The organism is Streptomyces sp. NPDC002884, assembly GCF_040295245.1.
In the GTDB taxonomy this organism is placed as follows: domain Bacteria; phylum Actinomycetota; class Actinomycetes; order Streptomycetales; family Streptomycetaceae; genus Streptomyces.
This window is the reverse complement of sequence record NZ_JBEOVB010000013.1, coordinates 41,476-63,770: the sequence shown is the minus strand read 5'-3', so window position 1 is coordinate 63,770 and position 22,295 is coordinate 41,476. Positions and strand designations below refer to the sequence as shown.

Sequence of the window (22,295 nt, the reverse complement as noted above, 5' to 3'; positions counted from 1 at the left end):
CGCCCTTGCGGGCCGGCCGGCCGGCCGACCGGCCGGTTCTCATGCCTCGGCGGCCGGGCGCAGCCGGAGTCCTTGCATGCCGCCGTCGACGGCCAGAGCGGTGCCCGTCACGCAGGCGGCGGCGGGACTCGCGAGATAGGCGATGGCGGTGGCGATCTCGTCCGCCGTGACCAGTCGGCCCATCGGCTGCCGGGCGTGCAGAGCCGCGCGTTCGGCCTCGGGATCGTCGGCGGCGTCCAGCAGCCGGGCCACCCAGGGAGTGTCGGCGGTGCCGGGGTTGACGCAGTTGACGCGGATGCCCTCGCGGACGTGGTCGGCGGCCATCGCCAGGGTCAGCGACAGCACGGCTCCCTTGGTGGCGGAGTACAGGGCGCGTTGCGGCAGGCCCGCGGTGGCGGCGATGGAACAGGTGTTGACCACGGCGGCGTGGGACGAGCGCCGCAGATACGGCAGGGCCGCCCGGGTCGTGCGCACCATGCCGATCACGTTGACGTCGAGGACGTGGTGCCACTGTTCGTCGGGGTTGTCCTCGACGGTTCCCGCGGCGCCGATTCCGGCGTTGTTGACGAGGATGTCCAGGCCGCCGAACCGCCCCGCCGCTTCCTGGATCGCGGCCCGTACGGAGGCGTCGTCCGTGACGTCGGCCTTGAGCGCGAGCAACGGCCGCGGCACCCCGGCGGGGTCCCGGTCGAGTACGGCGACCTCGGCGCCCTGCGCGGCGAGCAGCCTGGCCGTGGCCAGTCCGATGCCGGACGCGCCGCCGGTCACGACGGCGGTGAGACCCGATAGGACGGTCATGAGGCCTGGTCCCCTTCGGCGAGGTCGGCGGCCCAGAAGGTGCCGTCGGGGTAGCGGTACTCGGCGAGGGAGCCGGGGTGCATCGCGGCGGAGAAGCCGGGGGACAGCGGCGCGGTGTAGTGGCCGTCGCGGATCACCACCGGTGCGAGGAAGTGCTCGTGGAGGTGGTCGACGTACTCGATGACCCGGTTCTCGGTGGTGCCGGACAGAGCCAGGAAGTCGAACATCGACAGATGCTGCACCAGCTCGCACAGCCCCACACCGCCGGCGTGCGGGCACACGGGCACCCCGAACTTCGCGGCCAGCAGCAGGATCGCCAGGTTCTCGTTGACGCCGCCGACGCGGGCGGCGTCGATCTGGAGGACGTCGAGGGCGCCGGCCTGGAGCATCTGCTTGAAGACGATGCGGTTCTGGACGTGTTCGCCGGTGGCGACCTTCACGGGCGCGACGCCCTCGCGGACCGCGGCGTGGCCGAGGATGTCGTCCGGACTGGTGGGCTCCTCGATCCAGTAGGGGTCGAACTCCCCGAGGGCCCGGACCCACGCGATCCCCTCGCCGACGTTCCAGCGCTGGTTGGCGTCGATGGCGATCCGGATGCCGTCGCCGACGGCGGCGCGGGCGGTGCGCAGCCGCCGGATGTCGTCCGCCAGGTCGGCCCCGACCTTGAGCTTGATCTGGGTGAAGCCGTCCGCGACCGCTTCCTTGGCGAGTCGGGTCAGCTTCTCGTCGGAGTAGCCGAGCCAGCCCGGCGAGGTGGTGTACCCGGGGTAGCCGAGCTCCAGCAGGGCCGTCTCCCGCTCGGCGAGCCCGTCGCGCCCGTTCCGCAGCAGGGCCAGGGCGTCCTCGGGGGTGAGGGCGTCGGCGATGTAGCGGAAGTCGACCTGGGAGACCAGCCATTCGGGATCGGCGTGGGCGAGCAGACGCCACAGCGGCTGCCCGGCCCGCTTGGCGGTGAGGTCCCACACGGCGTTCACCACCGCCCCGATCGCCATATGCATGACGCCCTTCTCGGGGCCGAGCCAGCGCAGCTGGCTGTCGCCGATCAGATCGCGGTTGAGCGATCCGGGATCGGCGCACAGGTCCTCGACGGAGCGGCCCAGGAGATGAGGGCGCAGGGCGCCGATCGCCGCGACCTGGACGTCGTTGCCACGCCCGATCGTGAAGGTGAAGCCGTGGCCTTCGAGCCCGTCGCCGGCGTCGGTGCGCAGCACCACATAGGCGGCGGAGTAGTCGGGGTCCGGGTTCATCGCGTCGGAGCCGTCCAGTTCCCGGGAGGTCGGGAAGCGGATGTCGTAGGTGTCGACCGAGATGATCCGGGCGGGGGTTGCAGACAAGGGGGTGCCTTTCACGCTTGGCCGAAGGTCTGCCGCTGGCCGCCGAGCCCGTCGATCTCGAGCTCGACGGTGTCGCCGGGACGGAGGTAGGGAGTGCCGGGCAGGCCGAGGGCCACACCCGCGGGCGTACCTGTGTTGATCACGTCACCCGGCTCCAGAACCATGTACTGGCTCAGGTACGACACGAGGTGGTGGACCGGGAAGATCATGTCGCGGGTGTGGCCGTGCTGGCGCTTGACGCCGTTGACGGTCAGCCGGAGTCCCAGGTCCTGCGGGTCGGCGACCTCGTCGGCGGTGACCAGCCACGGGCCGAGCGGGTTGAAGGTCTCGCAGGACTTGCCGAGATCCCACTGCGGCGAGTACTCCAGCTGGAACTCGCGTTCGGAGACGTCATGGCTGACCGCGTATCCCGCGATCACCTCCTGCGCCTCCTCGGGCCCCGCCAGATAGCGGGCGCGCCGTCCGATGACGACCGCGAGTTCGACCTCCCAGTCGGTCTTGCGGGAGCCGCGCGGGACGAGCACCTCGTCACGGGGGCCGACGACGGTGCCCGGGTCCTTCATGAAGACGACCGGACGGGCCGGGATGGCGGCCCCGGTCTCGGCGGCGTGGTCGCGGTAGTTCAGACCGACGCAGACGATCTTCCCCGGCCGGGCGACGGGCGCGCCGACGCGCAGGCCCTCCGCGTCGAGTTCCGGCAGATCGCCGGCCTCGACCGCCGCCCGCGCCCGGTCGACACCGCCCGAGGAGAGAAAGGCGCCGTCGATGTCGGGGGTCACCGGGCTCAGGTCCAGCAGCCGGTCGCCGTCGACGCGGACCGCGGGCCGCTCCTCTCCCGGGGGACCGACGCGTAGCAGTTTCACTGAGCAACTCCCTTGCCATGGGGGCTTCCTGGGTGCTTCGTCCGCGAGTGCGCTCACCGTGCCGCGAAGGGCCGCCGGGCGAGCCGGGCCGGCCTCTTCGCGCAGGTCACCGGCCGGATCACGCGCACGGCCCGGACTCGACCCATATTCATCGGAGGAATGACGACTCCGTGACTGTAAGGGCTGATGGGCGTCCGGGCAATGCAGTCCTCGGATGTATCCGGCGCGACGGGGCCGCTCCTACGGAAGTGCGCGGTGAGATGTCGGCATTCGTCGGGGCGGTCTCGCCGGCCGGGCGCGGGCCATCGGACGAATGCCCGTCGGGTGTGTCACGCGGCGGATCGAAGACCCCTTCGGCTCGGTGGCGACACGCCTCCGGCCGTCGAGGCGCCGGGTGAGTCCGCCGCGGCGGCGAAGGGCGCCCGGGGCGCCCGGACATCGCCTCCGAAGCGGGACTATGCCGAATCGTGAACTCCGGAACTTGTCGCGTCCCGAGGCGGCGGCGGAGGATAAGCGCAGCTCAATCCCGCTCGGGGAGGGGCGGCGAAGGGCGCCGGTCGGGCTGGGGAGCGCAAGCGGGGTGAGGCTGTGGAAATCGTTGGGGGACGGACTCTTGTCAACGTCGGCAACGTCGTCGTAACGTCCACGTCGTCCCGGATACATCGGAGGAATCAGCTTCACTGTCTTCTCTCGGCTGTTCAGCTCCGCTTTCTCGGCCCTCCGCTTCACCCTCATCCCATCCCCGCCGGCACGGCCCGCGCACACCCTCGGCAGCGGCCACCTTCACGGTTCGAGTCCTCGCCCCGCCCACCGGGCACCGCCTCTGCCGCCGCCGCGCACCGCCCTGCCCTGGCTAAGGAGAAACACACGGCCATGAAGCTCGCTCGCACCCGCTCCGCCGCCGCAGCCGCCGTCCTCGTGACGCTCGCCCTCGTCACCGCATGCAACCGCGAGAGCACCAGCTCGGCTGCGGCGGGCGGCGCGGACAAGCCTGCCATCGGCATCGACCTGCCGCGCTCCGACTCGGACTTCTGGAACTCCTACGCCGACTACGTGAAGAAGGACGTCAAGGCCGACGGCGTCAACGCGCTGCCGCTGAGCAACTCGCAGAACGACGTCACCAAGCTGGTCGCCAATGTGCAGGTGTTCCAGAACACGGGCGCCAAGGCGGTCGTCATGGCGCCCCAGGACACCGGCGCCATCGCCTCCACGCTCGACACGCTCGCCTCGAAGAAGATCCCCGTGGTCAGTGTCGACACCCGCCCCGACAAGGGTGACGTCTACATGGTCGTACGCGCCGACAACAAGGCGTACGGCACCAAGGCCTGCGAGTTCCTCGGCAAGCAGCTCGGCGGTACGGGCAAGGTCGCCGAGCTCCAGGGCGCCCTCGACTCCATCAACGGGCGCGACCGCTCCGAGGCCTTCGCCGCCTGTATGAAGGAGAAGTTCCCGAAGATCAAGGTGTTCGAGCTGCCCACCGACTGGAAGGGCGACGTGGCCTCGGCCAAGCTCCAGAGCCTGCTCGCCCAGCACCCCGACCTGAACGGCATCTACATGCAGGCGGGCGGTGTGTTCCTGCAGCCGACCCTGGCCCTGCTGGAGCAGAAGGGCCTGCTCAAGCCGGCCGGCCAGCAGGGGCACATCTCGATCATCTCCAACGACGGCATCCCGCAGGAGTTCGACGCGATCCGCAAGGGCCAGATCGACGCGACCGTCTCCCAGCCCGCCGACCTCTACGCCAAGTACGCGCTGTACTACGCCCAGGCCGCGGCCGACGGCAAGACCTTCAAGGCCGGGAAGACCGACCACGACTCCACGATCATCGAGATCCCGAACGGTCTCGAGGACCAGCTGCCCGCCCCGCTGGTGACCAAGGAGAACGTCGAGGACAAGACGCTGTGGGGCAACAACGTCGGCTAGCGACGGCCCCGAGGGCAGGCACGCGGAGGGGCCGGCGCACCCCGCCCCGCTCCTCCGCCCCGCTCCTCCGCCCCGCCCCTCCGCGCCCCACCCCGCCCGTACCCCCGTATCCGGACCAGAAGGACGGTATTCACCATGGCGGACTCCGCGACCGCCCCGGCGACAGGCCCCGTGAGCCGCGCCCCGGTGGCCGAGGCGACCGGAATCAGCAAACGGTACGGCGCCACCGTCGCCCTGCGCGACGCCCGCATCACCATCGCCGAGGGCGAGTCGCACGCCCTGGTCGGGCGCAACGGCGCGGGCAAGTCCACGCTCGTGTCCATCCTCACCGGGCTCCAGCAGCCCGACACCGGCACCCTGCGTTTCTCCGGCGAACCGGCGCCCGCCTTCGGCGACATCGACGCCTGGCGGGCCAGGGTGGCCTGCGTCTACCAGCGGTCCACGATCATCGGCGACCTGACCGTCGCAGAGAACCTCTTCCTCAACCGGCAGAGTGACGCCGCGCTGCGCCCCATCCGCTGGAAGGAGCTGCGCCGACGCGCCGAGCAACTCCTCGGCGAGTACGGAGTGGACGTCGACCCCACGGTACGGGCCCGCCAGCTCACCGTGGAACAGCGGCAGTTCGTGGAGATCGCGCGGGCCCTGTCCTTCGGCGCCCGGTTCATCATCCTGGACGAGCCGACCGCCAAGCTGGACGCCCGGGGGATCGACCGGCTCTTCGACAAGCTCCGGGACCTCCAACGGCAGGGCGTCGCCTTCCTCTTCATCTCCCACCATCTGCAAGAGGTCTACGACCTGTGCGCCACGGTCACCGTCTACCGCGACGCGGCCCACATCCGCACCGCGGCGGTGGCCGGACTCGGCAAGCACGAGCTGGTCGAGGCCATGACGGGCGAGTCCGCGACGGCGACGAGCGCCGAGGACGCGAGGACGGCCTCCCCGGCCGGCTCCGAGGAGCTCCTGGCCGTCGAGGGGCTGACCCTGCCCGGCGCCTGCCGGGACCTGTCGCTCTCCGTCCGCACCGGTGAGGTGGTCGGCCTCGCGGGCGCCACCGCCAGCGGCAACGTCCAGGTGGGCGAGGCAGTCGCCGGACTGCACCGCGCCGAGGCAGGCAGGATCTCGGTCGACGGCCGGACCGTCCGTACCGGCAGCGTCCCGGCGTCCCTCGCCGCGGGCGTCGGCCTGGTACCGGAGGACCGCCACGTCCAGGGTCTCGTCAGCAGTCGCAGCGTGGCGGAGAACGCGACCCTCACCGTCACCGACCAGCTCGGCCCGTTCGGCACCGTCCTGCCGGGCCGCACCAGGACCTTCGCCCAGCGCATGATCCGCGATCTCGACATCAAGACGCCGGGCGCGGGCACACCGGTCTCCGCGCTCTCCGGCGGCAACCAGCAGAAGGTCGTCGTGGCCCGGGCCCTGGCCACCGACCCCCATGTCCTGGTCGCGGTCCGGCCCACCAACGGAGTGGACGTCAGGTCCAAGGAGTTCCTGCTCGCCAGGATCCGGGGGGTCGCCGAAGCCGGGAAGGCCGCGCTGATCGTCTCCGACGAACTCGACGACCTCCGGGTGTGCGACCGGGTCGTCGTCATGTTCCACGGACGCGTGGTCGCGGAGTTCGACCGCGGCTGGAAGGACGATCAGATGGTCGCCGCCATGGAAGGCGTCGCCGGTACCCCCGCAGCAGCCGACACCGAAGAGCACGGAAGGTAGTCATGTCCGCCACCACCGATGTCACCGACCCCGCAGCGAGCGTGGCGCAGACGACCGCGAAGGGCAGCCGGCGCGGACTCGATCTCGGCCGCTTCCGTGAACTGTCGCTCGTCCCCGCCATCCTCGTGCTGGGCCTGATCGGGTTCATCGTCTCCCCGGCCTTCCTCACCTCCGACAACCTCATCGGCGTGGCCCAGCAGTCCACCGAACTGAGCCTGCTCGTCCTCGCCACGGCGATGATCCTGATCGTCGGCCGGATGGACCTGTCCCTGGAGTCCACGATCGGGGTGGCGCCCGTCATCGCCGTCTGGCTCGTCCTGCCCACCAGCGGCGGCCGGTTCAACGGACTGGGGCTCTTTCCGCAGTGGACGGCGATCCCGCTCTGCCTGCTGGTGGGGGTGGCGATCGGCGCCCTCAACGGATTCCTCATCCTCAAGCTGCGCCTCAACGGGTTCATCGTCACGCTCGGCGGGCTGACCATGCTGCGCGGGCTCCAGGTGGCGCTCTCCGAGGGCCAGTCCATCGTGGATCTGCCCCCTTCCTTCACCTACCTGGGCAAGGCCTCCTGGCTGGGTGTGCCGGCCGCCATCTGGATCTGCGCGGTGCTGTTCGCCGTCGGCGGGTGCGCACTGGCCTGGCTGCGGCACGGGCGGGCGCTCTACGCGATCGGCGGCAACGCGGAGGCCGCCCGGACGGCCGGCATCCGGGTCGACCGGATCGTGTGGGTCGTCCTGATCATCGGCAGCCTGCTGGCCGCGTTCGCCGGCATCCTCTACAGCGGCCACTACGGTTCCATCTCCGCCACCCAGGGCAGCGGCTGGATCTTCCAGGTGTTCGCCGCGACGGTCATCGGCGGGGTCAGCCTCAACGGCGGCAAGGGCTCGGTGTTCGGCGCGCTCACCGGTGTGCTGACCCTCCAACTGGTCGTCAACGTCATGACACTGGCGGGCGTACCGCCGCTGTGGAACCAGTTCCTCAACGGCGCGATCATCATCGTCGCGCTGATCATCTCCCGCTTCGCCTCCGGCGAGAAGCAGGAGTAGACGCGGTACTCGGGGCATCGCGCGGGCCCGCCCGGGGTCCGTGCGGATCCCCGTCGTGTTCCTTCGGGACAGAGAGGCGTCCTCGTGGCACTGACGGACGAGGCGATGGAGAAGATCAAGGCGATGATCGTCGCGGGGGAACTCGCGCCCGGCTCCCGCCTGCCCAAGGAGGACGCGCTCGCCGGCCAGCTCGGTCTGTCCCGGAGTTCGCTTCGTGAGGCGGTCCGCGCGCTGACCGCCATGCGCATCCTGGTCACCCGGCAGGGCGACGGCACCTATGTGTCCAGCCTGGAACCGCACCTCCTGCTCGAGACGATGTCCTTCGCCGCCGACGTCTCCCGCGGGCGGACCGCCCTTCAACTGCTCCAGGTGCGCAGGCTGCTGGAGCCGCCGGCGACCGGGCTGGCCGCCACGTCGCTGACCTCCCGGGACATCGAGGAGCTCGGCGGCATTCTCGAACGGTCCCGGGCGGCCGCCACGGTCGACGAGTTCGTCGCCCACGACATCGCGTTCCACCTGCGCATCGTCGAGGCCGTCGGCAATCCGGTGCTCTCCATGCTGCTGCGTGTCCTCTCCACCCGTACCCAGCGGGTCCGCATCGTGCGGGGGAGCCGGGCCCAGCGCGCCGTGGAGCGTGCGCACGCGGAGCACGACGACATCCTCCGCGCGCTCGAGGCACGTGACGCGCTGCTGGCCGTGTCCGCCGCGACGGTCCATGTGGCGGCCGTCGAGCACTGGCTCGCGGCGAGCTGCGCCGACGCGGACGGGCCGTCAGCCGACGCCCCGTCACTCCTCTAGACATCCGATCTATCTTGCCGCGAAGATGGCCGACGACGACAAAGCCCTCGGCAGATGTCGATGTGGCTGCTCATCCCTCCGTGAAAGAGCCGATGAATGGGCCAGGAGATCTTGCTGTGATCAATGAATCCCAACCGCTGAGACGAAGCATCCTCAAGTTCGGCGGTGCTCTCGCCGTCGCGCCGCTGGCCACTCAGCTGACGGGCGTCACGCCTGCCGGACGGGCCGTCGCCGCCGGGGCCAGAGCGTCGGCGGGCATCCAGTGGCCGACCCTGTCGCGCAAGGCGCTCAAGTACTCCGTCCCCGCCGCGGACTGGCAGTCGCAGGCCCTGCCGATCGGCAACGGACGGCTCGGCGCCATGCTCTTCGCCGATCCCTACGAGGAGCGCATCCAGTTCAACGAACAGAGCCTGTGGGGCGGGGTCAACGACTACGACAACGCCCTGGCCGGCAAGCCGGACAGCGACTTCGACACCGGCATGACCGGCTTCGGCTCGTACCGCGACTTCGGCGACCTCGTCGTCACCTTCGCCGCCCGCCCGAAACCCACGGTCACGGCTCCGGGGGGACCGTACAGCTCCTCCGCGTCGGAGGGCGTCGACAAGACGTACGACGGCGAATCGAGCACCAAGTGGTGCATCGAGGGGCCCGGTTCGAAGGTGCGGTGGCAGGTCGAACTGCCCGACCCCGTCGCGGTCGCCTCCTACCGTCTGACCAGCGCCAACGACGTGCCCCAGCGGGACCCGCAGGAGTGGACGTTCTCCGGTTCCGCCGACGGCGCCACCTGGACCGCACTCGACAGCCGCACCCTGGAGGCGCCCTTCGAGAGCCGCTTCCAGACGAAGGAATTCACCTGTGCCGAGACCTCGGCCTACCGCTTCTACCGGTTCGACTTCGTCCCCGAGGCGGGCGTCAGCCACTTCCAGGTGAGCGAGATCGGCCTGGCAGGCGTCGACCTCGGCGGGGACGGCTCGGTCTACCTGTCGTCGCCGAGCGGGCACTCCCAGGGATCCGGTGCCCGGCCCGGGTCCCGGGCCACGGACATCTCACGTTCGGTGGACCGCGATCCGGCCACCGTCTGGCGGGTCGACGGCACCGCACCCGCCGTCGTCTGGCAGGCCGACCTGCCCCGCCCGGCCGCCGTCACCTCGTACACCCTGACGGCGGCCCCCGACCGCCCGCGGGACGACCCCCGGCAATGGACGCTCGAGGCGTCGCAGGACGGGACCGTCTGGACGACCCTCGACACGCAGAAGCCGGGGACGCCCTTCGCCGGCCGCGGCGAGACCCGGACCTTCGCCCTCACCAACAGCACGGCCTACCGCGTCTACCGGCTCACCCTGACCCCCGGCGCGTCTTCCGCCGGTCTCCAGATCGCGGAGATCGCCCTGGCGGGCAAGGGCTTCGACACCCGCGCTCAGCGCGCGGTCGTCGACTACCGGCGCACCCTCGACTTCGTCGAGGGCCTCCACGTCACCCGCTTCGGCGCGCCGGGACAGCGGGTCCTGCGGGAGGCCTTCGCCGGCCGGTCCGCGGACGTCATGGTCTTCCGGTACACGTCGGAGAGCGCCGAGGGGCTCTCCGGGTCGATCGCACTGACGTCCGCGCAGGACCAGGCCCCCACGACCGTCGACGCCGGCGCCGGTCGTATCGCGTTCAGCGGTGTCATGGGCAACGGACTCAAGCACGCGTGCACCGTCCAGGCCGTACACACCGACGGCGACCTGGACGCCGACGGGCCGGTGCTCCGGTTCAGCGGCTGTACGAGCCTGACCCTGTTCCTCGACGCCCGCACCGACTACAAGCTCGACGCCGCCGCCGGATGGCGCGGAGCCGCTCCGGAACCGGTCGTCGCCAGGGCGCTCGCCAAGGCGGCCGCCCGGCCCTACGGCAAGCTGCGCGACAAGCACATCGCCGAGACCCGCGCCCTCATGAATCGCGTCTCGGTCGCCTGGGGCACCTCCGCCGCGGCCGTCGTCGCCCTGCCCACCGACGCGCGGCTGGCGCGATACGCGGCGGGCGGGGAGGACCCGACACTCGAACAGACGATGTTCGACTACGGCCGGTACCTGCTGATCAGTTCCTCCCGCCCGAACGGCCTGCCCGCCAACCTCCAGGGCCTGTGGAACGACAGCAACCAGCCGGCCTGGGCCTCCGACTACCACACCAACATCAATGTCCAGATGAACTACTGGGGAGCCGAGACGACGAACCTGTCGGAGTGCCACGAGGCGCTCGTCGGGTTCATCGAGCAGGTGGCCGTGCCCAGCCGCGTGGCGACCCGTAACGCCTTCGGCCAGGACACGCGCGGCTGGACCGCCCGCACCAGCCAGAGCATCTTCGGCGGCAACTCATGGGAGTGGAACACCGTCGCGAGCGCCTGGTACGCCCAACACCTCTACGAGCACTGGGCGTTCACCCAGGACCTGACCTATCTCCGAACCGTCGCCCATCCGATGATCAAGGAGATCTGCGAGTTCTGGGAGGACCATCTCAAGGAGCGCGAGGACGGACTCCTCGTCGCGCCGAACGGCTGGTCCCCCGAGCACGGGCCGCGCGAGGACGGCGTGATGTACGACCAGCAGATCATCTGGGACCTGTTCCAGAACTACCTCGACTGCGAGGCGGTGCTGAAGGCGGATCCCGCCTACCGGGCCAAGGTCGCGGACCTCCAGGCGCGCCTCGCGCCGAACAAGATCGGCCGGTGGGGGCAGCTCCAGGAGTGGCAGGAGGACATCGACAGTCCCACCGACATCCACCGCCACACCTCGCACCTCTTCGCGGTCTACCCGGGCCGCCAGATCACCCCCAGGACAACCGACTTGGCCGCCGCGGCCCTCGTCTCCCTCAAGGCGCGGTGCGGCGAGAAGGAAGGCGTCCCGTTCACGGCCGCGACGGTGTCGGGCGACAGCCGCCGCTCGTGGACCTGGCCCTGGCGGGCGGCGCTCTTCGCCCGCCTCCGTGACGGCCGGCGCGCCCAGATCATGCTGCGCGGACTGCTGACCTACAACACGCTGCCCAACCTGTTCTGCAACCACCCGCCCTTCCAGATGGACGGCAACTTCGGCATCTCGGGCGCCGTCGCCGAGATGCTCCTGCAGAGCCACGACGGAGTCATCGACCTGCTGCCCGCCCTGCCGGACGGCTGGAAGGCCGAGGGATCCTTCACCGGGCTCCGCGCCCGGGGCGGCTACGAGGTCGGCTGCGCGTGGCGGAACGGAAAGGTGACGTCGTACGAGATCGTGGCCGACCGGGCGCGGAACCGGAAGGACGTCACCGTGCGGGTGAACGGCGTCGACAGGAGGGTGAAGCCGGCCAGGCCCTGACGGCGGCACCGGCCCGCCGCCCCGGTGACGGATCCCTCACGGAATTCCCGCGCAAAGGAGTGGACCCGCGGCCTCACCCGGGCCGATCGTGGGCCCCATGGATGATCACCACATGGAACCCGTCGACCCTGGTGGTACCGCCGGACCCGCCTTCGTGGGGGAGGAGGCCGGGGAGGTGCGCCGATTCTGGGGCCGGCTCGGTCTTCCCGGCCTGGTCGACGTCCACACGCACTTCATGCCCGAGCGGGTCCTGCGCAAGGTCTGGGCCTACTTCGACGCACTCGGCCCGCAGACCGGCGGGCTCGAGTGGCCGATCACCTACCGGGACGAGGAGACGGAACGGACGTCCCTGCTGAGGGAGTTCGGCGTACGGGCCTTCACCGCGATGCTCTACCCGCACAAGCCTGGCATGGCCCGGTGGCTGAACGACTGGGCCGTCGACTTCGCCAGCCGCACCCCCGACTGCCTGCACACCGCCACCCTCTACCCCGAACCGGGCGTCGAGACGTACGCCCGGGAGGCCGTCGAGGCGGGCGCACGCGTGTTCAAGGCGTATGTGCAGGTGGGGGCGTACGACCCGGCCGACGAACTCCTCGATCAGACCTGGGGGTTGCTGGCCGAGGCGGGGATCCCCGTCGTGATCCACTGCGGTTCCGGTCCCGCACCCGGCAAGCACACCGGACCCGAGCCGATCGCGCGGGTGCTGGCGCGGCACCCCCGGCTGCGACTGGTCGTGGCGCATCTGGGGATGCCCGAGTACGAGGAGTTCCTGGGCCTCGCCGAGCGGTTCGGGGAGGTGCGGCTGGATACGACGATGGCGTTCACCGACTTCGCCGAGGGGATGATGCCGTTCCCGCACCGGGCCCTGCCCCGGCTGGCCGGGCTCGGCGACCGCGTCCTGCTCGGCTCCGACTTCCCCAACATCCCCTATCCGTACGTGCATCAGCTCCACGCCCTGGAGCGGCTGGGCCTCGGGGACGAGTGGCTGCGGGCGGTGTGCCACGACAACGCGGCGGAGCTGTTCGGCCTCTGAGCGGGACGCCGTACCGGAGCGGTGTTCCGACGGAGCGATGTCGCCCTGGCGATGCGGCTGACGGGCGGCCGGACCGCGGCGAACCACGCCGAGTCCGTCGAGTCCGTCGAGTCCGTCGAGTCCGTCGTGTGCGCCCGGGCCCGCCGGGTCTCAGGGCGCGAGGGGCAGCCGGCGCTTGTGGTCGGTGAGCCGATAGCGGTCGACGATCGTCTTGAAGACGCCTTCGTCCACCGGCTTGCCCTCCAGGAAGTCGTCGATGTCGTCGTAGGTGACCCCGAGCGCCTCCTCGTCGGTCTTGCCGGGATCGAGGGTCTCCAGGTCGGCCGTCGGCACCTTGTGCACCAGCTCGGCCGGCGCCCCCAGCGCGTCCGCGACGGCTCGCACCCGGCGTTTGGTCAGGCCGGTCAGCGGGACGAGGTCCGCCGCGCCGTCACCGAACTTGGTGAAGAAGCCGGAGACCGCCTCGGCGGCGTGGTCGGTGCCGACGACCAGTCCGTGGTGCCCGCCGGCCACCGTGTACTGGGCGATCATGCGCTGTCGGGCCTTGATGTTGCCGAGCACGAAGTCCTGGTGGTAGGCGTCGCGGAAGCTCACCTCGGCGCCCAGCGCGGCGTCGAGCGCGGCGTCGCTCGCGGGCTTGATGTCCACGGTCAGCACGTGATCGGGCCTGATGAAGGAGAGCGCGAGCTGGGCGTCGTGCTCGTCGGCCTGGACGCCGTAGGGCAGCCGCATCGCGTAGAACCGTGCCTCGTGCCCGGCTTCGCGGGCTCGCTCGACGGCGAGCTGGCACAGTCGGCCGGCGGTCGTGGAGTCGACGCCGCCGCTGATGCCGAGCACCAGGGAGGACAGGCCGGTGGAGGTCAGCCGCTCCGCGAGGAAGCCCACCCGGCGCTCGATCTCCGCTCCGGCCCCGAAGGTCTCGGCGACCTCGAGTTCCCGGGCGATCTCCTGCTGAAGGGTGAGGGGGGCCTGCTCGTTCACATCTGCTCCTGGTTCCGGTTCGCGTGGCGCCGGCGCCCCACCTCTCGGGGACGGGGAGGATCGCCGGTCGATCAGTGTCGGACGGCCTCGACCGTCCGGCGCCGGGGCGCGCGGGACGGAGTCGCCCGGCCCCTCGGCGGGATGTGCGCGCTAGACGCGGGGGGCTCCCGTCACCGACATCACCAGCGAGTACAGCGAGGTGGTGGCGGTGATGAACAGGCGGTTGTTCTTCGGCCCGCCGAAGGTGATGTTGGAGACCGGTTCCGGCACCCGGAGCCGTCCGATGAGGGTGCCGTCGGGGTCGTAGCAATGAACGCCGTCGTCCAGGGCGGCCGCCCACATACGGCCCCGGTCGTCCAGGCGGATGTTGTCGAAGTGGACGCCCGCTCGTGCTTCGGCGAAGACCTCCTGCCCGGAGAGCGTGCCGTCGTCGTGGACGTCGAAGGCGTAGATGCGGGCGCCGCGCGAGTCGGACACGTACAGCCGCTTCTCGTCCGCGGACAGGATGACGCCGTTGGGCCCGTCGAAGCCGTCGGCGGCGAGCACCACCCGGTCCGTCGCCGGGTCGATCCGGTAGAGGTTGCAGGCGCCGATCTCGGACTCGGCCCGATGGCCCTCGTAGTCGCTGGTGATGCCGAAGTCCGGGTCGGAGAACCAGAGAGTGCCGTCGGATCGCACGACGGAGTCGTTCGGGCTGTTGAGCCGCTTGCCCTGGAAACGCTCGGCCAGGACCGTCACCGTGCCGTCCGGTTCGGTGCGGGTGACCCGGCGGTCGCCCTGCTCACAGGTGACCAGGCGGCCCTGCCGGTCGAGGGTGTTGCCGTTGCTGTGTCCGGCCGGGGCACGGAAGACGCCGACCGCCCCGGTGGCCTCGTCCCAGCGCAGGATGCGGTCGTTCGGGATGTCGCTCCAGATCAACTGACGCCAGGCGGGCAGGTACAGCGGACCCTCCGCCCAACGGCAGTCGCTGTGCAGCACCTCCAGCCTGCCGTCGCCGCTCGTGCAGCGTCCGGTACGGAAGCGCTCGTCCAGGATCTCGTACAGGCCATCGGCGGGCATAGCGTCCCCTCGCATACGCTGATCAGGATCTGATTCAACGTAACACGTAGATCACCGAACAGGATATGGTCGAATCATGAAGCCGATAGATGACATCGATCGTGGCTTGATCGCACTGCTCCAGCAGGACGCGACCCGGTCCTACGCCGACCTGGGCAGGGGCGTAGGTCTGTCGGCGGGCGCGGCCCATGAGCGCGTGCGCAGGCTGCGGGAGCACGGGGTCATCCGGGCCACCACGATCGACGTGGACCCCGAGGCCCTCGACCGCGGGGTCCTCGCCTTCGTGCACATCGACTCGACGGCCTGGATGGGCGACCGGGCCGAGGACTTCGCCGGCGTACCGGAGATCCAGGAGGCCCACGTCGTCGCGGGCAGCGCGACGGTCCTGGTGAAGGTGCGCACGGCGAGCACGGAGCAACTCCAGGACGTACTGCGCCGGCTGTACGCGATCGACGGGGTCAGCGGAACACGGGCGACCGTGGTCCTGGAGACGTTCTTCGAACGGCCCCTGGACGCGGGGTAGTTGAGCCGGGCCTCAGATCGTCCCGCGCCGGGCGGACGGACGGACGCTTCATGGTCCCGACGGCGTCGGGTGACACCAGGTGACCCATCCATGCCGTGCGCCCCGTTCCCGGCGGTCGTGATGCCGGGAACGGGGCGTGCGGGGCTGTTCGTGCGGGGTCAGGAGGCGACGAAGTCGGCGATCTGGCCGAGGACGACCGTGTCCGTCAGGTAGCCGATGTGGGTCTGGCAGAGCACGTTGTTGTTCGTCGCGCCGGTCAGTCGGGTGCTGGTGTACGGGATGATGACGCCGTCGCACGCCGAGTACCAGGTGGCGTACGCGGTGGTGCCCGGTGTCTCGTCGCCCGCGGTGATCTGGGAGATGAACGACGAGCCCGGGTACATCTGCTGACAGGTCGTGTAGATGAGGCAGGCGCCGGCGTACGTCGTTCCGTGGTTCGCGCCCGCGATCGAGGCGAGGTGGCTGACGCTCGTGTTGCCGCCCAGGACCTTCAGGTAGTACTGGCTGACGAGGCCGCCCATCGAGTGGTTGACGATGGCGACCTTGCTCGCGCCGGTCCGCGCCTTCACGGTGTTGACGAAGGTCGCGAGGCCCTGCGCGTTGGTGATGTTGTTGCCGTAGGAGTTGTACTCGTAGGCGAAGAGGTTGGAGCTGGACCAGCCGTTGAGCCGGAAGACGCTCATGGCGGTGGTCCAGTTGGACGCGCTGCCGGTGTAGCCGTGGACGAAGACGACCGGTGTGCTGGTCGAGAGCGGCTGGGCGGCGGAGGCGACCGACGCGGCCGGGCCGGCCGTGGTGGCGCCGGCCGTCGGCGCTGCGGAGAACAGGGTGAACGCGAGGGTGGCGGCCGCGAGAACACCGAGGAGCCGGCGCGGGGCATGACGCATGAAGCCCTCCTGACGAGGATGCGGGTGGCTGGACCTGACCAGAGTCCTGGCGCCGGACGAGGGCGCAATCAGCGAAATCACCGGCGTACGCGATGACGCCGGGCGCCTTGGATCGTGGAGCCCTTCCCGCTGGTCTGCCGCTGTCTCCGCAGCCGGTCTCCGCAGCCCGTCTCCTCCGCCCGTCTTCTCCGGCCTCGCGCCGACGTCGTTCAGTCCACGGTGTAGCAGCGGATCACGATGTGTCCGTCCTCCTCCCGGGCGAGGCCCACGAAGACCGTGCGCGCGAGCCAGCGGTGTTGCGCGGCGTCCGTGCGGAAGACGGGAGCGGTGCGGAAGTAGGTGCCGGCCTCGGCGAGGCGGAGGTCGCCGTCGTAGAGGTCGGGGCTGTCGGCGTGCTCGTGGTAGTAGCCGCGGTTGACGATGTCGATCACGGCACCGTCGTCGGCCCGCAGGAGGTAGCGGGCCTCGAGTGCGCAGACGGTGCCGCGGGTGTCGGACCAGTCGCCCCCGCCGGCCAGGACGGTGCCGTTGAGACGGGGGCCGTGGACCGTACCGCCGGTGATCGGGGTGAACTCGGTGCGCTCGCCGTCGCCGTGGCCGATGTGCAGGCTGGGGGCGACCGCCGCGCGGATCTCGAAGGCGTAGGTCAGGGAAGGTGTCACGGTCATGCCTGGCTTCCGTTCTGAGCGGTGTGGCGGGTCGGCTTCCAGCCCCGGCGGGGCACGGAGTCGCGCAACCTACGGGTGTAGGGGGCTTCGGGGGCGGTCAGGACCGTCTCGGCGCGCCCGCGTTCGACGACGCGGCCGCGGTGCATGACCAGCACGTCGTCGCAGACGTGCCGGACGATGCCGAGATCGTGCGTGATGAACAGGTAGGCCACCTGGGTGCGCCGGCGGATGTCGGTGAGCAGGGTGAGGATCTGGGCCTGCACGGAGACATCCAGTGCGGCGACCGCCTCGTCGAGCACGAGCAGACGCGGCCGGACGGCCAACGCGCGTGCGATGGCGACCCGTTGTCGCTGCCCGCCGGACAACGCGCGGGGCAGCGCGGCGCCCTGGCGTTCGTCGAGCCCCACCTGATCGAGCAGTTCGGCCACGCGGTCCGCGAGGGGCGCGCCACGCAGGTCCGTGTGGAGGGCGAGGATCTCGGCCAGGCTGTCGCCCACCTTCTGGCGGCGGTCGAGCGAGGCGTACGGGTCCTGGAACACCATCTGCACCTCCCGGGCGAAGCGCCGGCGCTCGGCGGTGGAGGCCCGGCGGCCCGGATGGGCACGGCCGCCGAGGAGCACCGTGCCGGCCGTGGGTTCCTCCAGGCCGACGATCATCCGCGCGGTGGTGGTCTTGCCCGACCCCGACTCGCCGACGACGGCCAGGGATCCGCCCGGCACGATCTCCAGGTCCACGTCGTCGACGGCGACGAAGTCCCCGAACGTCTTGCGCAGGCCGGTGACCCGGAGGGCGGGAAGGGAGGTCGGTTCATCGGCCATGGGTGGTGCTCCTCGCGCCGGGGTGCGGTGTCACGGGGGCGTCGGCGACCGGGAAGTGGCACGCGGCCAGGCCCTCCCCGGCCGGCGACGGCGTCGGTCGTTCGGTGTGGCAGATGTCCTGGGCGTGCGCGCAGCGTGGGGCGAAGGCGCAGCCCGGGCCGGTCTCGAAGGCGGACAGGGGGCGCCCGGGGACGGCCCGCAACGGCTCGGCGGTGGCCTCCGGGTCGGGCCGTGAGGCGAGCAGGGCGCGGGTGTACGGGTGGGTCGAACGGTCGTGCAGGTGCCGGGCCGGCAGCTCTTCCACCACGCCGCCGGCGTACATGACGGCGATCCGGTCGCAGACCGCCGCGGCGAGCGCCAGGTCGTGGGTGATGAAGAGCATGGCCAGGCCGCGTTCGGCCCGCGCCTCGTCGATGATCGCCATGACTTCGGCCTGGGTGGTGACGTCCAGGGCGGTGGTGGGTTCGTCGGCGATCAGCAGGCGGGGTTCGCCCGCCAGCGCCGCGGTGATCATCACGCGTTGCAGCAGACCGCCGGAGAGCTCCGGTGGCCGCTGGCGCATCCTGCGGGACGCGTCCGCGATGCCCACCTCGCGCAGGAGCGCGGTGACCCTGGCTTCCGCCTCCCGTGGCCGGACACCCCGTGTGGTGATCAGCCCTTCCGTGAGGAAGTCACCGACCGTGCGCACCGGATTGATGTGGGCCCGCGGGTCCTGGAAGATCATCGCCACGTCGTGGCCGCGCAGTCTGCGCAGCCCGGCCGCGCCCAGCGAGGTGACCTCGGCGCCGTCGAAGCGGACCGAACCGGTGGTGCGGGCCCGGGAGGGCAGCAGCCGCAGCACCGCTCGGGCCGTCATCGACTTGCCGGATCCCGACTCGCCCACCAGAGCGACGGCTGTTCCGGCGGGCACGGTGAGGTCGGCCCGGTGGATCACCCGGCGCATGCCGTCCCGGGTCGGCAGGTCGACGCCCAGGTTCTCGACGACGAGGAGGGGCGGGGTACCGGTCATCGGTCGTCTCCCAGGAGCTGTCGGGACAGGCCGCTGCCGAGGAGGTTGCAGGCGACCACGAAGACGACGACCACCGCACCGGCGTACAGCGACTGCTCGGCGCGGCCGGCCAGGATCCCGGTGGAGCCGTTCGCCACCATGAGCCCCCATTCGGCGGTCGGCGGCTGGGCGCCGAGTCCGATGAAGGAGAACGCGGCGACGTCGAGCAGGGCGTAGCCGAAGGAGGTGGCCACCTGCACCAGCACCAGCGGCAGCAGGTTGGGCGTCAGGTGGCGCAGGCAGATCCGCCGTCCGGACATGCCGAGCATGCGCAGCGCCGACACGTACGGCAGGTTCCGCTCGCGCAGCGCGGCACTGCGCACGACCCTTCCGACATAGGGGAGGTAGGCGAGGGACAGTGTCACGACCGCCACGTGCAGGCCGGCGCCGAAGACGGCGGCGGCCACCACGGCCAGCACCAGACCCGGGAAGCCGAAGACGACGTCCAGCAGGGCGGACACCAGCCGGTCGTACCAGCCGCCGAGCCAGGCGGCGCTCACCGCCAGGACCGTGCCGCCCAGTCCGGCGGTCAGGGTGACGACGGCGGGGGCCAGCAGGCTGGGGCGGGTGCCGTACAGGAGCCGGGACAGGATGTCCCGCCCGGTGTCGTCGGTGCCGAGCCAGTGCGCGGCGGAGCTGCCCTGGTAGACGGCGGCCGGGTCCACGGCGTCCGGATCGTAGGGGGCCAGCAGGGGTGCGAACAGCGCGGCGAGGACGGCCAGGGCGACGACCGCGCACGCCACGACGAGCACACCGCGTCCGTGGGCCAGCCGGCGCAGCCGCGACCGCCGGGCGGCGCCCCGCCCGAGTGCGGCGATCTGATACGTGGTCATGCGGCGCCCTCCAGCGAGACCCGGTGGTCGAGCGCGGCCGTGACCACGTCGACCAGGGTGTTGACCACGACGAAGACCACGACGGTGATCAGCGCGAGGGCCTGGACGACGGCCAGGTCCTGCTTCGCGGCGCTCTGGACGAGCAGGGCGCCGATGCCGTTGATCCCGAAGGCCTGCTCGACGATGGAACAGCCGGCGATGAGTCCGGCGACGGCCACGCCGGAGACGGAGAACAGCGGTCCGGCGGCGTTGCGCAGAACGTGCTTGCGCACCACGAAGCGCTCGGGGACGCCCCGGGCCCGCGCGGTCTCGACGTGTTCCGAGGCCAGTTCGGCGCGCACCGCCGACCGGGTCACCTGGGCGACGTAGGCCAGCCAGGCCGTGGCCAGCGCGAGCGCGGGCAGCGTGAGGTGTTCGAGGCGTCCGGTGAAGCCGTCGCCGGCGCCGTACGCGGGGAGCCAGCTCCATTGGACGGACAGCCACCAGATGAGCACCACCGACATGACGAACGTGGGCACCGCCATCAGGGCGGTGGTGACGACCGTGACCAGGGTGTCGCCGAAACCGCCGCGCAGGGCCGCGACCGTGCCCAGCGTGACGCCGGGCACGATGATGAGGACCGCCGCGTACGCCACGAGGAAGGCGGTGTTGCCGATGCGTTCGGTCACCAGGTGGGTGACGGAGTCCTTGTAGGTGAGGGACTGGCCCGCGTCGCCGTGCAGCATCCCGCTGAGCCAGCGCCAGTACCCCTGGAGGAACGGGTCGTCGAGGTGGTACTGGCGGTGGATCTCGGCGAGCAACCGGGGGCTGGGCGGCTTTCCGCCACCGATGAGGAGGGTGGCGGGGTCGCCGGGAGCGATGAACAGGGCGCCGTACACGGCGACGCTCGCGACGAGCGCGGTCACCACGAGCATGGTCGCGCGACGGGCGACGAAGCGTCCGATCATGACGTGCCCTCGCCCGTGCCGCCGAGCTGGGCCGCCCAGGGCATGTTGATGTAGGCGAAGGACGCGGGGGCGCCGCTGAGGCGCTTGTTGAGGAACATGCGCTCGTAGGGGACGGCGATCGGCACGATGGCCAGGTCCTCGGTGTACAGGGCCTGCGCCCGGGTGAACAGCTCGGCGGACTTCTCCGGGTCCAGCGCGGCGCGGGCCTGCGTCAGCAGCGAGGTCACCTCGGGGTTGTCGTAGCGCGTCCAGTTCATGGGGGACGCGGGCGAGGTGAACATCTCGGCGTACGACAGCGGGTCGGGGATCTCGACGTAGCCGAGGGCCATGGTCGCGTCGAGGCCCTCGCGCAGCGACGCGTCGTAGAACAGGCCGGACATCTGGGTGGGCTGGAGCTGCTTGATGACGACGGTCAGCCCGATCTTCTTCGCGCCGGCCTGGAGGAACGTGAGGGTCTGCAGGGACTGCTGGTCGCCGGCGCCCATCGCGATGGTGACCGTGCGCTTCTTGGGAGCGGCCTGCGCGACGAGCTTCTCGGCGCGGGTGACGTCGGCGTCCGGGACGGCGGGCAGCGCGTCGTAGCCCTCGGCGTAGACGTCGGAGGCCTCGCCGGTCTTCCACACGAGGGACGGGATGAACGTCTTCTCCTTGCGGGCGGCGCCGTCGAAGACGTTCTGCACCAGGGCGTCGCGGTCGAGCACCAGGGAGAGCGCCTGGGTGATCCGGGGGTCGGCGAGGGGCGAGTCCGGGCCGGTCGGGGCGACGAACACGGTCTGCGCGGAGGGTCCGTAGTAGAGGGTGCCGGCGTCGGAGGAGCGCAGGGCCTTGGCGACGGTCGAGGGGATCTCGTAGCTGCCGTCGATCTGGCCCGACAGCAGGGCGCTGGTGAGGGTGCTCGCGTCGGTGACGAACGTGAAGGTCAGCTCGGCGGCCTTGGGCCTGAGGGCGGTGTCCCAGTAGCCGTCGTTGCGGACGGCGGTGACGGACTCGCCCGACTTCCAGCTCTTCAGCTCGAAGGGACCGGTGCACATCAGGCCGCCCTCGGCGGTGCCGTAGGCGGCTCCGGCCTTCTTCAGGTAGGCGGCCTCGCTGACCGCTCCGAAGCCGTTGACGAGGTACTTGAGGAACAGCTCGTCGGGGGTCTTGAAGCGGACCGTGACCTGGTGGTCGCCGGTCGCGGTGATGGTGCTGACGGTGGCCAGGACCTGGGTGTTGACGCTCTGGGTGGCGGGGTCCCGCTGCCGTTCGAGGCTGGCCACCACGTCCTTCGCGGTCATCGGGTGGCCGTTCCAGAAGGTGACGTCGTCGCGCAGTTCGAGCACGAGCGTCTTGGGGTCCGGGCGCTTCCAGGAGGTGGCCAGACCGGGGGCGACGGAGTAGTCGGCCTTCAGCCGCAGCAGCGGGTCGCACAGGTTGGACACCACGGTGCTGGGGGAGTAGTCGCCGACCTTGGCCGGGTCGAGGGTCGTGGGCTCGCCCAGGGGCAGGTTCCAGGTGACCTCGTCCAGGGCGCCGGACGCGGCGGGTGTGGTGCTGGTCAGCTTCGGGCTCTGGGGCGAGGACGACGTGCCGCCGCCGCCCGACGAACAGGCGGAGAGCGCGAGCAGGGTGGACAGGGCGGTGAGGACCAGGGCGGTTCTGGGAGCGTGCATGGTGGTGCTCCTGAGGCAGGGCGGTGGGCCGGGTGACGGATCCTTCGGCGTGGG

General features: G+C 71.0%; 19 protein-coding genes. 7 read left to right on the top strand and 12 right to left on the bottom strand.

The window, feature by feature from the left end; genetic code table 11:
* Window positions 1–39 precede the first annotated feature (39 nt).
* From ABT070_RS25060 to ABT070_RS25050, 3 genes are read right to left on the bottom strand one after another with little or no spacing between them, the layout of a single operon-like run.
* Window positions 40–798 carry an SDR family NAD(P)-dependent oxidoreductase gene (locus tag ABT070_RS25060; protein WP_351764094.1) on the bottom strand — a complete coding sequence of 253 codons (759 nt, stop codon included), beginning with the start codon at window positions 796–798 and terminating at the stop codon, window positions 40–42.
* Window positions 795–2,132 carry an L-fuconate dehydratase gene (locus ABT070_RS25055; protein WP_351764093.1) on the bottom strand — a complete coding sequence of 446 codons (1,338 nt, stop codon included), beginning with the start codon at window positions 2,130–2,132 and terminating at the stop codon, window positions 795–797. The genes ABT070_RS25060 and ABT070_RS25055 overlap by 4 nt, the downstream gene beginning before the upstream one ends.
* Window positions 2,133–2,143: 11 nt before the next feature.
* Window positions 2,144–2,995, bottom strand: a complete 852-nt coding sequence (locus ABT070_RS25050; protein ID WP_351764092.1) for a fumarylacetoacetate hydrolase family protein — start codon at window positions 2,993–2,995, stop codon at window positions 2,144–2,146.
* A gap of 873 nt (window positions 2,996–3,868) precedes the next feature.
* Between ABT070_RS25050 and ABT070_RS25045 the strand changes: the two genes are divergently transcribed.
* The 6 genes from ABT070_RS25045 to ABT070_RS25020 all read left to right on the top strand — a co-directional run bounded on the left by ABT070_RS25045 (window position 3,869) and on the right by ABT070_RS25020 (window position 12,825).
* Entirely contained in the window at window positions 3,869–4,915 is a 1,047-nt protein-coding gene (locus tag ABT070_RS25045; RefSeq protein ID WP_351764091.1) for a sugar ABC transporter substrate-binding protein, read from the top strand.
* 135 nt (window positions 4,916–5,050) lie between these two features.
* Window positions 5,051–6,625 (top strand): sugar ABC transporter ATP-binding protein, encoded by a 1,575-nt coding sequence (locus ABT070_RS25040; RefSeq protein WP_351764090.1) that lies wholly within the window; start codon window positions 5,051–5,053, stop codon window positions 6,623–6,625.
* Window positions 6,626–6,627: 2 nt separating this feature from the next.
* Window positions 6,628–7,668, top strand: coding sequence for an ABC transporter permease (locus ABT070_RS25035; RefSeq protein WP_351764089.1), 1,041 nt, complete (start codon window positions 6,628–6,630; stop codon window positions 7,666–7,668).
* An 84-nt stretch (window positions 7,669–7,752) separates the two neighbouring features.
* Window positions 7,753–8,466 carry a FadR/GntR family transcriptional regulator gene (locus tag ABT070_RS25030; protein ID WP_351764088.1) on the top strand — a complete coding sequence of 238 codons (714 nt, stop codon included), beginning with the start codon at window positions 7,753–7,755 and terminating at the stop codon, window positions 8,464–8,466.
* A 116-nt stretch (window positions 8,467–8,582) separates the two neighbouring features.
* Window positions 8,583–11,792: a glycosyl hydrolase family 95 catalytic domain-containing protein gene (locus ABT070_RS25025; RefSeq protein WP_351764087.1), complete on the top strand. Its 3,210-nt coding sequence runs from the start codon at window positions 8,583–8,585 to the stop codon at window positions 11,790–11,792.
* Window positions 11,793–11,904: 112 nt separating this feature from the next.
* On the top strand, window positions 11,905–12,825 hold the full coding sequence (locus tag ABT070_RS25020; protein WP_351764252.1) for an amidohydrolase family protein: 921 nt from the start codon (window positions 11,905–11,907) through the stop codon (window positions 12,823–12,825).
* A gap of 150 nt (window positions 12,826–12,975) precedes the next feature.
* Here ABT070_RS25020 and nadE read toward each other — a convergent pair whose 3' ends face one another.
* Both nadE and ABT070_RS25010 read right to left on the bottom strand, forming a co-directional pair.
* Complete coding sequence (gene nadE, locus ABT070_RS25015; protein ID WP_351764086.1) at window positions 12,976–13,806, bottom strand: NAD(+) synthase; 831 nt, start codon at window positions 13,804–13,806, stop codon at window positions 12,976–12,978.
* Window positions 13,807–13,956: 150 nt separating this feature from the next.
* Window positions 13,957–14,865 carry an SMP-30/gluconolactonase/LRE family protein gene (locus tag ABT070_RS25010; RefSeq protein WP_351764085.1) on the bottom strand — a complete coding sequence of 303 codons (909 nt, stop codon included), beginning with the start codon at window positions 14,863–14,865 and terminating at the stop codon, window positions 13,957–13,959.
* A gap of 85 nt (window positions 14,866–14,950) precedes the next feature.
* On the opposite strand from ABT070_RS25010, the gene ABT070_RS25005 reads away from it, so the two are divergent.
* Window positions 14,951–15,388: an Lrp/AsnC family transcriptional regulator gene (locus ABT070_RS25005; protein ID WP_351764251.1), complete on the top strand. Its 438-nt coding sequence runs from the start codon at window positions 14,951–14,953 to the stop codon at window positions 15,386–15,388.
* Window positions 15,389–15,546: 158 nt separating this feature from the next.
* On the opposite strand, the gene ABT070_RS25000 is transcribed toward ABT070_RS25005, so the two are convergent.
* From ABT070_RS25000 to ABT070_RS24970, 7 genes are all read right to left on the bottom strand, one after another.
* Entirely contained in the window at window positions 15,547–16,275 is a 729-nt protein-coding gene (locus ABT070_RS25000) for an esterase/lipase family protein (RefSeq protein WP_351764084.1), read from the bottom strand.
* 209 nt (window positions 16,276–16,484) lie between these two features.
* A complete protein-coding gene (locus ABT070_RS24995; protein WP_351764083.1) occupies window positions 16,485–16,943 on the bottom strand; it encodes a DUF3237 domain-containing protein in 459 nt (152 codons plus the stop codon).
* Complete coding sequence (locus ABT070_RS24990) at window positions 16,940–17,761, bottom strand: ABC transporter ATP-binding protein (protein WP_351764082.1); 822 nt, start codon at window positions 17,759–17,761, stop codon at window positions 16,940–16,942. The genes ABT070_RS24995 and ABT070_RS24990 overlap by 4 nt, the downstream gene beginning before the upstream one ends.
* Window positions 17,751–18,770 (bottom strand): ABC transporter ATP-binding protein, encoded by a 1,020-nt coding sequence (locus tag ABT070_RS24985; RefSeq protein ID WP_351764081.1) that lies wholly within the window; start codon window positions 18,768–18,770, stop codon window positions 17,751–17,753. The genes ABT070_RS24990 and ABT070_RS24985 overlap by 11 nt, the downstream gene beginning before the upstream one ends.
* Window positions 18,767–19,642 carry an ABC transporter permease gene (locus ABT070_RS24980; RefSeq protein ID WP_351764080.1) on the bottom strand — a complete coding sequence of 292 codons (876 nt, stop codon included), beginning with the start codon at window positions 19,640–19,642 and terminating at the stop codon, window positions 18,767–18,769. The genes ABT070_RS24985 and ABT070_RS24980 overlap by 4 nt, the downstream gene beginning before the upstream one ends.
* Window positions 19,639–20,589, bottom strand: a complete 951-nt coding sequence (locus ABT070_RS24975; RefSeq protein ID WP_351764079.1) for an ABC transporter permease — start codon at window positions 20,587–20,589, stop codon at window positions 19,639–19,641. The genes ABT070_RS24980 and ABT070_RS24975 overlap by 4 nt, the downstream gene beginning before the upstream one ends.
* Window positions 20,586–22,241: an ABC transporter substrate-binding protein gene (locus ABT070_RS24970; RefSeq protein WP_351764078.1), complete on the bottom strand. Its 1,656-nt coding sequence runs from the start codon at window positions 22,239–22,241 to the stop codon at window positions 20,586–20,588. Before ABT070_RS24970 ends, ABT070_RS24975 begins: the two co-directional genes overlap by 4 nt.
* Window positions 22,242–22,295 lie beyond the last annotated feature (54 nt).